A 16,292-nucleotide genomic window follows, 5' to 3' on the forward strand; every position below is an offset into this window, starting at 1 on the left:
CATACTTTTTAAGGAGCTTTAAAGTCTGATGAAACGCCAGCAATCTTATAATTACGACGAACTTGTTGCATGTGGTAAAGGCGAACTTTACGGTCCTGCTTTTCCATCCTTGCCATCTGACAACATGCTGATGATCGACCGTATTGTAAACATCACTGACGAAGGTGGTGAACACGGTAAAGGTTTCATCCATGCAGAATTAGATATCCGCCCTGACCTATGGTTCTTCGATTGCCACTTCAAAGGTGACCCTGTCATGCCAGGCTGCCTTGGCCTTGATGCAATGTGGCAACTAGTAGGCTTCTTCCTAGGCTGGGCTGGCGGCGAAGGCAAAGGCCGTGCTCTGGGTGTAGGTGAAGTGAAATTTACTGGCCAAATCTTGCCAGAAGCGAAGAAAGTCACTTACGAAATCCAGCTTAAGCGTGTTATTAACCGTAAGCTAATCATGGGTGTTGCCGACGGCCGTGTATTGGTTGATGGCAAAGAAATCTACGTTGCTAAAGACTTGAAAGTTGGCCTGTTCAAAGATACGTCAACATTCTAAACTTAACGTGTTTCGAATATTAAAGGTCGCCGCTGGCGGCCTTTTTTGATCTCGGGGGTCTGGGAGAATCTATTTATTTTCATTACGTTGTCACGTATCACCCACTCCCTCCTTACTGGGCAAACCATTTAGAATTCAAAGCTAAAAACCCTCTGCATGTTAGGACTAATACTCGCCTTTTTATATACACGTTAGTGGTTCTCTAAAATAGAAAGAGCCCCTGTTCCTAAGAGGGGCTCAATAAGGGAGATATGAAGGGAGGTTTATTATTTAAACAGGCCAGATTGCAAATCTTCTCTTGCTTCTCGCCAGCCACCTAGCCAGTTCGTACGGGCCTCTGTCGATTGGTACGGACAGTCTTCACTGGAACGACCATTTATGCCAGCCTTATAGCCTTGAGATTGTGCGCGTTCCAGACGATCCCGCTTTTGTCTCTTCATAAGTTCGATCCTCATCCTTATCGTTTACATTCATTACTATTGCATAATGATGGAGATTTTGTGTCTCCACTATTAAGAATTAGCTAAATAGCAGCGTAGATCAACTCCCAAAACAAAACAGGCTCACAAATTGTGAGCCTGAGTGTAATTTGACCAATTTTGACAAAAAATCACTTTCTGCGACGGAACCCGAGGAACCCAAGGAAAGCCATTGCCAGCATACCAAGCGATGCGCCACTGCGCTCAACGGACGCTTCAGATTCAGGGCGCTCCACTACACTTGGCTCGTCTGAGGCTGCAATTGGGATAAGCTTGACCGCTACGATACGCTCTACCCCCGGCTCACCGCCCTGACAGAATGAATCGGTTGTCAAATCGTCATACCCACCTTCACATTTGTAGGCAGTTGCAGAAATCACACCGGCGTCATTAATGCCCGTTGCTTCGAAGATTCGGTACTTGTTTGCATTTCCGTTCGTATTGCCATCGTTGACCAAATCATCAAGGAAGTACGCATCACCTCTCTTCAGCGCCGCTGAACCTTCGATTTCACCCATCGCATAAGTAAAGGCACGCTGGCGACGGAAGCGACCATCCACCTGGTTTACCGACTCGCTATCTAGACGACCAACAATCTGGTTACTGTTATTGATTGCTGCCGGGTAACCATTGGCGCCATCGAAGAAGATCGGTGAAATCGAGGCGTTTAGGAAAGTGGGGGCATCAGGCTTGGCCGCGTTGTCATAAACAAACATACGCTCAACATAAGAACGGTTATCGGCACGGAAGTTCTTCGCCACACCAATCACTTTGTTGTTGGCGTTAACGTCGGTGGCCAAAGTATAGGTCAGCACGCGATCACCGCCACTTTCCAATGCAAGGCCGGGGATCAAGGTTCGCTCAAAGCTCTCTGCTGACGCACTGGTCGCGTCTGCAGGCAACTCCCAGACTGACGCACGCATGGCATAATAGTCATTGTCGTAACGATCAGTGGTAAAACCGACCACCACAGGTTGGCCATTTACCAACTCAACCGCCCGGGCTCCCGCCTGGAAAGAGCGATCATTTTCATCGGGATCCAAGGTTGCCAGGTCATTCTTTGCCAATAGCTGCGCTTCAACATTACCTGAAGTGCTACCGTCAAGCGTCCAGAAAACGCCGTCGTTGGCAAACACCGAAAGCTGGCACTCCTTGGTGGCATAGAAGCTCTCAAGCCCTTTTTCTTCGAACGTCTTAGGACAATCTCTGTACGTTCCCTCGTTAAACGTCGGGTCACCGCGATCGCCGTAATTGTCCGGTACCTTGTTATCCGTGTCATTGAACGAACTGCGATCGTAAGACGCACTACCGACAACCAGTAGCTGGTTGTTATACTCAACGGCATCCCATGCCAGTGACTGGCCGGCAGTTGTGGTCAACGAATCAGAGCCAGCCGGAGCCAGGCCTACCTTGTTGTCACCCAAGTTAACAAAGCCGCGCTTGTTGAATTGGCGGGCATAACGCTGGCCATCATCAAAGTATGCACCACTAGAGATACCAAGCACGTAATCGCCAACGGCTGAGGTGCCCTGGGCATTGATGACACTATTGGTGGTTTTGTGATTGCTCGAATCAACAATTGAACCTAATGCAGAAACAACATCTTCATATCCAGATTCACTATCAGCAAAAGTAGTTATTTCATTAAGCCCACTTTCCCTAAAGCCTGAAATAGCCGTGGCGTTTGAGAAGAAGTTCTTGCTCCACGCTTCCTGCTCACGAACCAAGCCACCGAAACCGGAGCGATCGCCAACATCGTTGGTATTGTAACCGTTACCGTAATATTGTGTACGCGCCCATTCACGGCAAGTATTCGGGCCTAGGTTGCTGTCACAATAGCGGTATAAGTTGTCTTCATCGTTGATGCGCTGCAAGTTATCAAGGATAAACGGCACTTCATCGCGATAGTTGATGCCGTCAGCACCAAAACGACTCTCACCAAAAACAGAAAAGTCTGTGGCCGGGTCATTAACATCCTCACCGTCATCACAAGCATCAACGAAACAATTCTGGCCGCTCGAAGCAGCTATGCCTTGACCATAAAAGGCTAAACGACGAGATAATTCAGAAAGATCTACCTCGTTGTAATAATCTCTTTTGTCAATTGCAATTTGGGTATCAGTACTCGCTTCTATTTCCACCACACGGTAAACAGCAGCATTGGCACCTGTAGCACCAGCAATTAGTACCGCTAGTGCGGACAATTTTAATGTCTTATGTTGCATTAAGCTTCCTTCTGCATTGCTTCAAGCTCTTCCCAGCGTTCAAATGCCTGCTCAAATTCAGCTTCAGCTTCCGCCAAACGATTCAGCGTGCCTTGAGTGTCATTTTTCACGTCCTGGAAGAAAGCAGGATCGTTAATCAATTCCTGCAATTGCGCAATTTCGTTTTCCAGTTCTTCTATTCGTAGCGGCAGGTCTTCCAGTTCCTTCTGCAACTTGTAAGAGAGCTTCTTACCAGTTTTAGGACGGGCAGCCTGGCGCTGCTTGTTCTCTTCTTTCTTTTTCGCGGCTTCGATTTGAGCCGCCTGCTCCTTCGCAATCTGACTTAGCGAATTAGCGCGTTGTTCCTGGGCATCATGGTAGCCGCCGACATATTCATCAATGACCCCGTTCCCTTCGAAAATCCAACTTGTTGTCACTGTATTATCAACAAATTGACGGTCGTGGCTCACTAACAACAATGTGCCCTGATAGTTGGCAAGAATTTCTTCCAAAAGTTCCAATGTTTCGATATCTAAATCATTGGTTGGTTCATCGAGCACCAATAAATTATTAGGCTTTAGGAATAGTTTCGCCAACAGCAGGCGGTTTTTCTCACCACCCGATAGTGCTTTAACCGGTGTACGTGCCCGACGTGGGTGGAAAAGGAAGTCCTGAAGATAACCCAATGCATGACGCGTACGGCCATTAACTGTCACTTCCTGCTTGCCGTCGGCAAGGTTGTCCATCACAGTTTTTTCTGGGTCAAGCACTTCACGGTACTGGTCAAAATACGCAACTTCAATCTTGGTACCACAATGGAAGTGACCCTGTGACTTCAGGTCGCCCAGCATGATCTTAAGCAGTGTACTCTTACCGCAACCATTCGGACCGATAAGTGCAATACGATCGCCTCGCATGACATTGAAACTGAAGTCTTTAATAATTGGCTTATCGCCATAGCTGTAGCTGATGTGCTCAGCTTCAAAGACAATCTTGCCTGAACGCTGGGCTTCCTGCAGCTGCATGTCGGCTTTACCCATGACTTCACGACGTTCGCTGCGCTCACGACGAAGCTGCTTCAGTGCCCTAACCCGGCCTTCGTTACGGGTACGTCGGGCCTTGATGCCCTGTCGGATCCAGACTTCTTCCTGGGCCAGCTTTTTATCAAATTCGGCATTTTGCTCGGCTTCGACACGCAGCTGCTCTTCTTTCTCTTCCAGGTACTTGTCGTAATCCCCAGGGAAAGAAACCAGCTGGCCACGATCAAGATCGACAATACGGGTTGCCATTGAACGAATGAAGGCACGGTCGTGCGAAATAAACACAATTGCGCCTCTGAACTCTTTCAGAAAACCTTCCAGCCACTCGATAGTTGATACATCAAGGTGGTTAGTTGGCTCATCGAGCAGCAAAATATCAGGGTCACACACCAGTGCACGGGCCAAGGCCGCCTTACGCTGCCAGCCACCCGACAAATCTTTCAGCAAGGTTTGCGGTTGAAGCTGCAGATGCTCCAGTACCGAGGTGATCTTATTGTCGAACTGCCACGCATCGGCATGGTCAATTTTTTCTTGTGCACGATTCAATTTCGCAAAGTTTGACTCTGACGGATCGTTGGTGATCAAGTCGAGCAGACGGTGGTACTCTTTAAGCACCTGACCGATTTCAGCCAAACCCTCTGAAACGAAATCAAACACAGTCCCTTCTGCATCACGCGGTGGATCCTGCTCCAAACGCGAGACACGCAATTCTGATTCGCGCTGGATGCTGCCGTCATCAAGCAGTACATCACCGGCAATCACTTTCATCAAAGTGGATTTACCGGCACCATTGCGGCCTACCAAACACACTCGCTCGTTAGGCTGTAGAAGAAACTCTGCTTTATCCAGCAGCGCATGATCACCGTACGCCAATTGGGCGTTACTGATATTAATTAATGCCATTGTTGTTTAACCATAGTGCCAACTCGTCAGCATCAAAAGGCCAACCGAGTTCAGGGCTGTTTGAATCTGAATCAGGATTGAAAATAGAAAGCACAGGAATTGTGACGCCGTAACGAGAAAAGAGCGCGTCATCAAAGGCAATATCTACCACCTGAACGCGCTCTTCGACACCAGCTTGTACGAGCAGGCTATATGCCTGCTCGCAAAGGTGACACCCTTCTGTGCTATACAGAGTAATTAGCACCTAACCTTCCTTGTGGGTAATGATCCAGCAGTTATGAATCTGTTTGTTGCGACTAAAATCCATGGGCAACGTTTTATCAGAAATGTTCTTCGCTTGTAAGCCAAGCGCTTCAAGTTTCTCGAAGTCCATCTTGAAATGGCGTTTATTATTCGAGAAAACAATCTCGCCATGCGGACGAAGCATACGTTTCAGGTTCTCAAGCAGCATGATGTGGTCGCGCTGAACATCGAAACTTTGCTTCATGCGCTTAGAGTTAGAGAACGTTGGCGGATCAATGAAAATAAGATCGAACTCACCGTCGGCCTCTTGCAGCCACTGCAGGCAGTCTGCCTGGATAAACTGGTGCTGACGGCCAACCTGACCATTGAGTTCCATGTTTTCCTGCGCCCAACGAAGGTAAGTGTTTGACATGTCAACTGTTGTGGTCGACTTCGCACCACCACATGCCGCATGACATGTTGCCGAGCCAGTGTAAGCAAACAAATTAAGGAAGTCTTTACCTGCCGCCATCTTGCCCAGCTGGCGACGCGTCACTTTGTGATCCAAGAACAGGCCGGTATCTAGGTAGTCGTAAAGGTTAACCTTAAGATCTACGCCGTACTCATTCACTACCATGTGACGCTCAGCACTGGATAGCTTCTGGTACTGGCTTTTACCCTTCTGGCGCTCACGCACTTTCAGGATAACCTTGTTGTTCTCAACGCCCGTTACCTGGATGGTGGCTCGCATGATATCCATCAGGCGGCGACGTGCTGTCTCTTCAGGTACCGATTTCGGCGCAGCGTATTCCTGAATCACCAAGTAATCTTTGTATTTGTCGATGGCTGCATTGTAGTTAGGCAAGTCAGCATCGTACAAGCGGTAGCACTCAAGGCCTTCTTTCTTGGCCCACTTGCTCAGCTTGGCAATATTTTTCTTCAAACGGTTTGCAAAATCAGGTGCCACTTCCGCTTCTTCAATGCGGCCTTCAGCTTCACCTTCAACATGCTTAACGCCACCGGCAGTGATCAGGTAAGTTTTCAGCACACAATCCAGCGCACCGTTACGCAATTTGAACTGCTTGTCAGCACGCATGCGCAGGCAGCTCAATAATTCATTCGACGATGAGTAGATAGAGGCCGTCGAGCCTGCAAATGCAAGCTTCAAGCGGTTGCCAAACTCGCTATACAGAGAAATCAGCTCAGGTGTTGTGCCCAAACGCTCACCATAAGGAGGGTTACACAGGATCACACCTTCAGAGAAACCTTCAGGACAGGTCAGTTGTGTAGCGTCACCGTATTCAAAGTCAATTAAGTCTTTAACGCCAGCACGACCGGCATTGTCACGGGCAATGCTCAGTACACGACGATCCATTTCACGACCAAAGAACTTGGTGGTCACATTACCAGGGCCACGGCGTGCTTTTACCTTTGCCTCAGCATGAATCTCTAACCAACCTTCACGGTCAAAGTCTTTAATCGCCTCAAAGCCCCAACGCTTGCGCTTGATACCCGGTGCAATATCAGCGGCCATCATGGCGGCTTCAATCAACAAGGTACCCGAGCCACACATTGGATCCAACAACGGTTTTTCTGGTGTCCAACCGGACTTCATCACCAGTGCTGCCGCATGAGTTTCACGAAGTGGTGCTTTGCCTGACTCGCTTCGGTAGCCACGCTGATGCAGGCCGCTACCCGCCATATCTAGGCCCAGCACACCTTTCTCTCCGGAAAGACGCATATGAATACGCAGCTCTGGACGCTCGCGATCGATGCTAGGGCGACGCAAATCGGCTTTGGTAAAGCGATCGACAATGGCATCTTTGACCTTCATTGCACCATACTGGCTATTGCGGATTTCACGGTTCGTACCGTTGAAATCGACAATAATCCGGGTATCACTGCCAAAATAGTTCGGCCAGTTGATTGCGGTTGCCCCCAAATACAGATCCATATCATCACGAACATTAAATTCGCTCAGCACCAGGATGATTCGTGACGCGATACGCGTCCACAAACAGCAGCGGTATGCCGTCGCTTGTTCGGCCTTAAAACGGACGCCAGCATGGACAACCTGTACGCTCTGTGCGCCAAGCTGCTTAAGTTCTTCTGCAAGGAGGTTCTCAAGACCTCGTGAAGTGATAGCTAAATATTGATTCATGGAGTTCTTTTCACACTTATGTTGCGGTGAATTATAACTGAAAACCTAATAAATACCTTGTCATAAAAGGTTCTAACCCGGCTATTTAGCTAAAAAAACAGCAGTCAAACGCCACTAATGCCAGATTCCTGTCTAACCACACGCCCTGACGAATCGTGTTTGACTCCCAGAGCCGCTAATTAGCGTTTCTATATGTAAACAATATGCTCCGTTAAGATTGTGCACTATTGTAAACAACCGATCACTTTTAGCCTAACTTCATGAGCAGTCAAACTGTTTACCTCAAGAAACAATCGCCCCACGCACCATATAATCAACAACTTATAGCGATAGAATTGCACCAGCCCAACTCCAAACAGTAGGCGCTTGCTTACTTGATTAGCATTTATTCGCCTTTACTTTATTAAACCACGGCAGCCGATTTTCATCCTACCTTTTAATTATTTCCCTTTCGGAAATAATTACCATTGGAACCTAATCACCATGACTTTCTCCGTGGCGAAGAGTGTAACTTAATTACAGAAAGGCGGAAAACGAGGAAATAAGGGGTAGATTACTGTGTTTTTATGTGCAAAATTATGGTGTTTTTTTAATCTTAAGGACGGAAATGAGGCAGTAAAAAAGTGATAAAAAGATAAGATTTTTAGACTTGCATCACTAAGAATGGTGCTTTATTAAACAGGAAAAATAAGAAAAGCCCTGTTTCAGGGCGTGATTACTGTCACATTCCCAATTTAGCCACCCCGGGTTTGGACACAGACTCGGTCAATTACCGACCAATACTGAGTAAAATACAGACGTGATTTTCAAGGTCGCGATAAAACCTGGCAATGGCCCGGCTTACCTTAAATGGATGAAAGCGCAGAGTGGTCACCCTGCCCCTATCACCGCTCCTGGTGATGGGCTTTCAATGAACAGGTTGGCAAGGTCTAGACTGGGATTAAAACAACGCTTGAATACAATGAAAAGAGCCTGACATGGCTGCTTTGAAGGTTACGGCAAAGGACCGCCTTTGAGGCAAGCGAAAGCGATAGAAGCTTAAATAGGAGTTCAAACAGCAGAGATTTGGCAGCTAGCCAAGGCTAGCCTATATTCAAGCCACAAGCGGTTGGCTGTTAAATAACAGAAAGATAGAAAGACGGAAAAGACAGCTTAGCCCACTAAGGCAAACGTAACTGGCGCCTCTGCAGCCCCTTCATAGGCCTTCATACGGTCGTTCATGACTTTTATCGTCTCACAGAACGCCATCTCTTTCGCAGCATTGAGCGCCAGCGAGGCGGTATCAGCCATCATACACAAGCTTGCCGTACCACTGTTTTCAATAATCAGGAACTGCCCTTCACCGAGGTCAGTTGACAGCGTGACAATGTCACCCAGCTGCGGCTGATGAGTCCCCGATTGCTGGTTGAAGAACCAGCTTTTAGGCATAAGTGGCTTATGGAAGCGACTTGCCGCAACGGCATTAAGTGCCAGTTCGGCTTTGCGCGGTGCAGAAAGTTCGAGAATTGACATCCCTTCAAGGAAGCTTTGATAGACCGATGCATCATCAACCGTAAAGGTGGAACGGGTGAAAGCGCATGGAATGAGGTTTTTAGTGGGAATCGCTACGCGGAAAAGCATGTCATCACCGAGATCCAACATTAGAGCATCGTACTTCTGGTCGTAATACCACATCCATGAATTATTGGGTTTCAACATAAGTACGCTCCATATCCGTCGTCCGTTACAAAGCTTATCCACTACAACAAACAAATCTTTAGGACAAATTCTACTTCCCTATTTGCAAATAAAAAGAGGAAGTAAAATCAAAAAAATCTGAATAAAAAGCTGTAAACTTGACAAAACTCCTATTGATAAGGTGCTCGACATTGAATCGGCATAAAAAAAGTACCTGCAAAATTCCTCTTGCAGGTACTCAGGTGTCTCACTTAAAAATGAGATGATGCTTAATAGCGATACTAATTAGATATTGGTGACGATATCTTTAACCAGTTTCGGACCATGGTAGATAAAACCAGAATAAATCTGAACCAGGCTAGCACCTGCAGCCATTTTTTCACGGGCCGATACGGCGGAATCGATACCGCCAACGCCGATAATTGGCAACGCGCCGTCTAGTTCTTCAGCCAACATACGGATCACTTCCGTACTACGGTTCTGAAGTGGACGACCACTTAAGCCCCCTGCCTCATCGCAATGTGGCATGTCTTTAACCAGGGAGCGATCCAAAGTCGTGTTGGTTGCAATCACACCATCGATCTTATTCTTGATCAAAGATTCAGCGATCTGCTTGATTTCATGATCTTCTAGATCCGGCGCGATCTTCAGCGTCAATGGCACATACTTCCCATGCTTCTCTGCCAGCTGCTTTTGCTTCTCCTTTAGCTGAGAAAGCAGATCATCGAGCATTTCACCGTACTGAAGCGTGCGCAATCCCGGCGTATTCGGTGAAGAGATATTCACGGTGATATAGCCTGCGTACGGGTACACCTTTTCCATACAGATAAGGTAATCTTCTGCACCCTTTTCAATCGGCGTATCTTTGTTCTTACCAATGTTGATGCCGATCACACCGTCATAGTTGGCTTTCTTAACGTTTTCAATCAGGTTGTCAACACCTAAGTTATTGAAACCAAAACGGTTAATAATACCCTCGGCAGGAATAACACGGAACAAACGAGGCTTATCGTTACCCGGCTGTGGGCGTGGCGTTACGGTGCCGACTTCAACGAAACCAAAGCCCATTGCGCCAAATGCTTCAATGCATTCGCCGTTTTTATCTAGGCCAGCAGCCAGACCAACAGGGTTTTTAAATGTGATACCCATCACTTCAACAGGACGATCAGGAACATGTTGGCGATAGAAAAGATCAAGAGGAGTGCCAGTAAAGCGAGAAAAGTTCTGAATAGCTAGATCGTGCGCTTTTTCTGCATCAAGCTTGAAAATAGCGGATCGAGCGAGGCGGTAAAGCATTGTACCTCCTAATAAAAGCCCCGTATAAACGGGAGGATATTATTCACACTTTACTATCTAAATTCAATGACTAATTTGTGTTTATATCGAAAAAAATGGCCTAGCCCATCAGATATAGGGTTAGATACTTGAAAATGCTGATTTTATTTTATCACCCCAAAAGCAAACGTTTATATGGCACGTTATTTATAATAAAAAAGCCACCATCGTCATCATGGTGGCTTTTTGAACAGCAATTTTGTCATTTATATGGCTTTAATATTATCAATGAGTATAAAAGCCAATTTTTAATATTATGCCACTGTTTGGCAGTTAAGATTCAATAACATAAGCTCTCGCAAAGCAACAGAGAACTTAGCAAATTCATGCGTTGTTCCCACTTTGAACTCAGCCAGAACGGTATTCCAACGATGTATAGCGGACTTGTGTTGATCCATCCAATTTTCGATCAAGCTCTCTGCATCCGGAGCCTCCAGGCCACTACTTATGACAGCTAGGGTCAATTGGCGTTGCTGCCAATCGAGATCTTCACGGAACGAGGCCCTGGCTAGCGCCTGCCAGTGGTTCTCAACGGGCTGGTTATGAACCTGCTTGAGGAACCAGTGCAACGACAGATCGGAGCCAACAACAAAGTATACACGGGCGATAAAGTCGAGATCTTTATCCGCTCCCGTCGCGATCTGGGCAATATCCATAGCCGAGTACAGGCTACTCAAACGTGCTATGTTGTGTGCCAAATCATTAGGGATCCCCTGCTTGATCATCTCTTCGGCCTGATCGTTATGCTCCTGGACCTCTTCAGTGACAAGGTAACGCTCCAAGTTTTCACGCAGCTTGTTGACAATCGGCTGATAGAAGGCAATCAGCTGCTCGATACCCAGTTTTCTGTCTCGGTTTCGCAAGATCCAACGAGTTGCGCGACGGAGCATACGGCGACAGCGGTATAACACTTCATACTGCACTTCTGCCGGGATCACATTATCCAACGCGCGGACCTGGTCAAAGTACTGTTCAAAGTTAAACACTTCCCGTCCAACAGAGTATGCCGAAGAAATTTCTGCAACCGTTGCTCCAGTCTCTTCCTGCAGACGAGTGACAAAGTTACATCCCATTTCATTGGACATTTGGTTGGCCAACGAAGTCGCTATCAGTTCCTTACGCAGTGGATGGAGCTCCATATGGCTTCGGTAGCGCTCTTGCAGCTCTTTCGGAAAGTACGCCGGCAATAGTCGAGCATGGTAAGGATCATTGGCAACTTCTTCGGTTACCAACTCTTCTTTCAGTACCATCTTGCCGTATGCCACCAGTACCGCAAGCTCCGGACGGGTCAAGCCCATTCCAGACTTTTCACGCTCCGCCAGCGTATCGTCATCGGGCAAGTACTCCAGCATACGATCCAACTTCCCATTTTTCTCCAGGTGGTGGATAAAGCGGATCTGCTCCTTGAGCAGCAGAACTTGTTGCTGCTGGGTCACCGAAATGGACTCGCTCTGGCAATACGCATCATCAAGGACGATATCACCCACTTCATCTTCCATGCTTTCAAGCAGTTCATTTCGCTGCTTATAGGTAAGATCGCCACTGGCAACCAGTGAATTGAGCAGGATCTTGATATTCACTTCGTTATCCGAACAATCCACACCGCCAACGTTATCGATGAAGTCGGTATTGACCAAACCGCCTTTCTTCGAAAACTCCACCCGACCTAGTTGGGTCAAGCCCAAGTTACCCCCTTCGCCAACAACACGGGCGCGAAGCTCGCTGCCGTTGATACGGAGCGCGTCATTTGCACGGTCGCCAACATCGGTGTGGGTTTCTGATTCGGACTTCACGTAAGTACCGATGCCGCCGTTCCATAAGAGATCCACGTCCATTTTCAGGATCAGGCGGATCACCTCGTTGGGTGTCAGGCTCTGTTTGCGCGTACCGAGTAATTTTTGGATCTGCGGAGTCAGTTTGATCGACTTGCTACGACGTGAGAAAATGCCTCCCCCTTCTGAAATCAGCTTGGCATCATAATCTTCCCAGCTGGAGCGTGGTAGGTTGAACAGCCGTTCACGCTCTTGCCAGCCGGTTTCTGCATCTGGATTCGGATCCAAGAAGATATGCATATGGTTAAAGGCTGCGACTAAACGGATATGCTTCGACAGTAGCATACCGTTACCAAACACGTCCCCTGCCATATCACCGATACCGGCGCAGGTGAAGTCCGTGGTCTGACAGTTGATGCCCAACTCGCGAAAATGGCGTTTCACCGACTCCCAACCACCTTTGGCTGTAATACCCATTTTCTTGTGGTCGTAACCGTTTGAACCCCCGGAGGCAAACGCATCGCCCAGCCAGAAGTTGTAATCCTCAGAAACCGAGTTGGCCAAATCGGAGAATGTCGCGGTACCTTTATCCGCCGCCACAACCAAATACGGATCATCTTCATCATGACGAACGACATTGGCTGGTGGGTTTAACTCGCCATCAATAATGTTATCTGTCACATCCAGCAAGGCACGAATAAAGCGCTTGTAACAACGCTGACCTTCAGCCCAAATCTCTTCACGTGTTGTCAGCTGAGGCTGACGCTTACAGACAAACCCACCTTTTGCCCCTACCGGAACAATAACCGTGTTTTTAACCTGCTGTGCCTTCACAAGACCAAGGATCTCTGTCCGGAAGTCTTCCTGACGATCCGACCATCGCAAGCCACCACGAGCGACCTTGCCACCACGTAGGTGAACCCCCTCGATATCCGGTGCATACACAAAGATCTCGAAGAACGGTACCGGTGCAGGGATTTCTGGGATTTCCGATGGCCGCAGCTTCAGTGACAGCCATGGCTTTGGCTGGCCGTTGGTATCAGTCTGGTAATAGTTTGTTCGCTGCGTCGCCAGGATCATCTCCATATAACGGCGAATGATCCTATCGTCATCCAGGCTTTCTACATGTTCAAGCTTGTCATTCAGTTTGGCAATCAGTCCTTTTTCCGCACTTTCCGAATATTTCCGGCATGGATCGAACCGCAGGGAGAACAAATCGACCAACGATCGCGCAAGATCACTATGACCAGACAGCGTTTCTTCAATATAGTGCTGACTGAATGGGAAACCGACTTGGCGCATGTAACGGGCAAAACTACGCAAAATGGTAATTTCACGTCCGGTCAAACCGGCACACAACACCAAACGGTTGAAGCCATCACTTTCTAGTTCGCCATGCCAGATAGCTGAGAACGCCTCCTGGAAACGATCGCGTGCCTCACCGAGATCTATTCCGGTGCAGGCGTTGTGCAACATCGCGAAATCAAGGATCCAATAAACCGTACCGTTTTTGGTGATCACTTGATAAGGCGACTCACCTATTACCCTCAAGCCCAGGTTTTCCAGCATCGGCATAACATCAGAAAGATGAATAGGTTCATCTCGGTGGAAAAGCTTTAGTTTCACAAAACGCGAATCATTGGCTTCTTCCTGAGGACGGTAGAACAGCATACCCAGCTTGTTGTCTTCACTGAGGTTTTCAAGCTGTTCGATATCGGCGACGGCTGAGCCCGGCAACATCTGCTCTTTGTAGGAACGCGGGAAGGCACGCTCGTAGTTTTTCGCCAATGACGTCCCTTGGCTTTCACCAAAGTTGGCGATGAGCGAAGCGCTTAGACGATCATCCCACGAAGCCGCCGCCTCCACGAGATTATGCTCGATAGCTTTGATGTCCACATCAAAATTATTATTTTCTACTCGCACGATATAATGCGTTCTCGCCAACGGGCTTTCCGAGAAGAAAGTGGTGAATTCCACATCCTGCTCAGAGGCAAAGTAATCTTTCAAAACTTCCTGGGTCTTACTACGCAGCTCGGTGTTGTAACGCTCTTTGGTTACATACACCATGCAAGAGAAGAAGCGGCCAAAAGGATCGCGGCGAACAAATAAGCGTAGCAAATCTCGGTCTTGCATTCGCACCACACCACACCCTACGTCCAGCATTTCTTTTTCATTTGCTTGGATCAGCTCATCACGCGGATAGGTTTCAAGTAGGTTGTTCAGTGCCTTCCATGAATGCGAACCAGCCGGATAGCGGCTTTCTTCCAAAATACGCGTAACCTTGTTACTGATCAGCGGAATGTTCATGGTTGACTGGTGATAGGCCGTTGAGGCATACAGGCCGGTAAAGCGGTGTTCGCCGATAACATTGCCGTCTTTGTCAAAACGTTTTATACCAATGTAATCGGTGTAGGCCGGACGATGAATTTTTGACTTGCCATTGCTCTTGGTGAGAATCAGCAACTCGCGCTTGCGAGCCTCAAAACGAGCAGACTCGGGAAGCTGTGACAAGCGCAGGGTTCTGACCTTGTCTTTTTTACTCAGCAGCCCTAACCCTGGCTCTTCGCAGGGACGTAATTCGTAATCCCCTTCTACCGGCACAAGATCATACTTGTGATAACCCATGAAGGTAAAATTGTGATGGGTTACCCAATCCAAAAATGCAATGGCCTCTTCTCGGTGTTCTTTGTTGACGGGAAGGTCGGCCTTCTTGAGATCTTTCACAATCGCCTGCATTTTGGCTTGCATCGGTTGCCAATCATTAACGACCAAATCAACATCTTGAAGTACTTGTTCTAGTTCTTGTTTTAATGCTTCAAGCTCTTTCTTGTCGTTAAGGCGATCAACCTCGATATGGAACAGTGTCTGTAAGTCGCCGTCCTTACCGCACGCCTCGGTGATGGCGCCTTGCATATTTCGCTTAAAGAAATACGGGCCATTAAGCATCATGTGGCTGGTGATCCCCAGCCGGGTCAACGTCATCCGGACCGAATCAACAAGGAACGGACGGTCCGGCGTAATGATCTCAACAACTGTATGCGGTGACTGCCAACCGTAGCGGCTAAGCGTCGGGTTATAGACACGAACAGAGATTTGGTCTGGCTTATTTTGTACTAGGTGGTGCCATAGACTCAGAACAGCACCATAAAGGTCAGATTCATTCCGTTGAAGCAGATCGTCGTCTGCCAGTTGTCCTAACAATCGCTGAGCAAACACTTCTACTAATGACTGCTGGGGTGTCTCAATCTTGTCCTGGATTAAGTTATACACTTTCTCAAGCAGTACCGGCACTATAGGGTCAGGTGCGGTCATAGCAATGCTCCATCGTTATATATTATCAATCAAGTATAGAATTTTTATAAAACATCCAATGGTAGGTTATTGGGGGAACATACCGTCGGAAAACGCTATCCTGCGTGACTGCTATTGTAGGGTTTTTTGTTGCGAGATGGTTACGCTAATTACTCTGTGTCTGCCGGAAAAAATCGAATATGTGACTAAGGTAGATATTTTGGTTGGGCGGATTATCTGAGGGTGGTGAAATTAGCATCAAGATGACGCCAGCTTACTGTAAATTGGTATAACCATTTATTTTTAAGGTTATTTTACTTAACTCCTTGGATTATTATTTCTAATGGAACCCTACTCAAAAGAGGTATCCCCCACATTTCTGCTACGGCTTTCTTCTCTTCATATCAGAAATCATCTGTTACAAACCCATCAATTTCCGGTTACATAATTTGCTCTATGGCTTGCAGCTTGTTTGATTCAGATACCGTCACCCGAAATCGCCCCCGTATCCCAAGCTGGCTCAAAAAAGGACGTAACCGAGAGGCCGGTAGTTGAAGACGCAGGCCGTTATCTGTCATCACCAACACATTACTGGCAGCCCCCGAATAATGCCGAAGAAATTGCTGGTAACTAATGTGCATCGAGAAGGTATAAGCTTTCATAT

At 47.6% G+C, this 16,292-nt stretch carries 10 protein-coding genes; 1 reads left to right on the plus strand and 9 read right to left on the minus strand.

The features are described from left to right. Positions 1-28 precede the first annotated feature (28 nt). Entirely contained in the window at positions 29-544 is a 516-nt protein-coding gene (fabA, locus tag C9J03_RS22325; RefSeq protein WP_039461165.1) for a 3-hydroxyacyl-[acyl-carrier-protein] dehydratase FabA, read from the plus strand. A 266-nt stretch (positions 545-810) separates the two neighbouring features. Here the strand turns inward: fabA and rmf are convergent, their stop codons facing one another. From rmf to C9J03_RS22370, 9 genes are all read right to left on the minus strand, one after another. Continuing rightward, complete coding sequence (gene rmf, locus C9J03_RS22330; RefSeq protein WP_082008520.1) at positions 811-984, minus strand: ribosome modulation factor; 174 nt, start codon at positions 982-984, stop codon at positions 811-813. Between the two features lie 170 nt (positions 985-1,154). After that, positions 1,155-3,248: a DUF3466 family protein gene (locus tag C9J03_RS22335; protein ID WP_044623306.1), complete on the minus strand. Its 2,094-nt coding sequence runs from the start codon at positions 3,246-3,248 to the stop codon at positions 1,155-1,157. Beyond that, complete coding sequence (uup, locus tag C9J03_RS22340; protein ID WP_039461160.1) at positions 3,248-5,170, minus strand: ATP-binding cassette ATPase Uup; 1,923 nt, start codon at positions 5,168-5,170, stop codon at positions 3,248-3,250. The genes C9J03_RS22335 and uup overlap by 1 nt, the downstream gene beginning before the upstream one ends. Further along, entirely contained in the window at positions 5,157-5,414 is a 258-nt protein-coding gene (locus tag C9J03_RS22345) for a glutaredoxin family protein (protein ID WP_039461158.1), read from the minus strand. Before C9J03_RS22345 ends, uup begins: the two co-directional genes overlap by 14 nt. Continuing rightward, the gene (gene rlmKL / locus C9J03_RS22350) at positions 5,415-7,553 is read right to left on the minus strand and encodes a bifunctional 23S rRNA (guanine(2069)-N(7))-methyltransferase RlmK/23S rRNA (guanine(2445)-N(2))-methyltransferase RlmL (protein WP_039461157.1); all 2,139 of its coding nucleotides are present in this window, start codon (positions 7,551-7,553) and stop codon (positions 5,415-5,417) included. 1,152 nt (positions 7,554-8,705) lie between these two features. Then, entirely contained in the window at positions 8,706-9,251 is a 546-nt protein-coding gene (locus tag C9J03_RS22355; protein ID WP_044623305.1) for a cell division protein ZapC, read from the minus strand. A 264-nt stretch (positions 9,252-9,515) separates the two neighbouring features. Next, positions 9,516-10,526, minus strand: coding sequence for a quinone-dependent dihydroorotate dehydrogenase (pyrD, locus tag C9J03_RS22360; protein WP_044623304.1), 1,011 nt, complete (start codon positions 10,524-10,526; stop codon positions 9,516-9,518). Between the two features lie 293 nt (positions 10,527-10,819). Further along, positions 10,820-15,649, minus strand: coding sequence for an NAD-glutamate dehydrogenase (locus C9J03_RS22365; protein WP_044623303.1), 4,830 nt, complete (start codon positions 15,647-15,649; stop codon positions 10,820-10,822). Between the two features lie 419 nt (positions 15,650-16,068). Then, positions 16,069-16,290: a DUF2835 domain-containing protein gene (locus tag C9J03_RS22370; protein WP_082060691.1), complete on the minus strand. Its 222-nt coding sequence runs from the start codon at positions 16,288-16,290 to the stop codon at positions 16,069-16,071. Positions 16,291-16,292 lie beyond the last annotated feature (2 nt).

The organism is Photobacterium gaetbulicola (genome assembly GCF_003025515.1).
Classification (GTDB): domain Bacteria; phylum Pseudomonadota; class Gammaproteobacteria; order Enterobacterales; family Vibrionaceae; genus Photobacterium; species Photobacterium gaetbulicola.

What these genes read in the sequence shown, in the direction of transcription:
- rlmKL (WP_039461157.1), bottom strand. Translation starts at nt 7,553, where the DNA reads ATGAATCAATATTTAGCTATCACTTCACGAGGTCTTGAGAACCTCCTT.
- C9J03_RS22335 (WP_044623306.1), bottom strand. Translation starts at nt 3,248, where the DNA reads ATGCAACATAAGACATTAAAATTGTCCGCACTAGCGGTACTAATTGCT.
- fabA (WP_039461165.1), top strand. Translation starts at nt 29, where the DNA reads ATGAAACGCCAGCAATCTTATAATTACGACGAACTTGTTGCATGTGGT.
- rmf (WP_082008520.1), bottom strand. Translation starts at nt 984, where the DNA reads ATGAAGAGACAAAAGCGGGATCGTCTGGAACGCGCACAATCTCAAGGC.
- C9J03_RS22370 (WP_082060691.1), bottom strand. Translation starts at nt 16,290, where the DNA reads ATGAAAGCTTATACCTTCTCGATGCACATTAGTTACCAGCAATTTCTT.
- C9J03_RS22365 (WP_044623303.1), bottom strand. Translation starts at nt 15,649, where the DNA reads ATGACCGCACCTGACCCTATAGTGCCGGTACTGCTTGAGAAAGTGTAT.
- pyrD (WP_044623304.1), bottom strand. Translation starts at nt 10,526, where the DNA reads ATGCTTTACCGCCTCGCTCGATCCGCTATTTTCAAGCTTGATGCAGAA.
- C9J03_RS22355 (WP_044623305.1), bottom strand. Translation starts at nt 9,251, where the DNA reads ATGTTGAAACCCAATAATTCATGGATGTGGTATTACGACCAGAAGTAC.
- uup (WP_039461160.1), bottom strand. Translation starts at nt 5,170, where the DNA reads ATGGCATTAATTAATATCAGTAACGCCCAATTGGCGTACGGTGATCAT.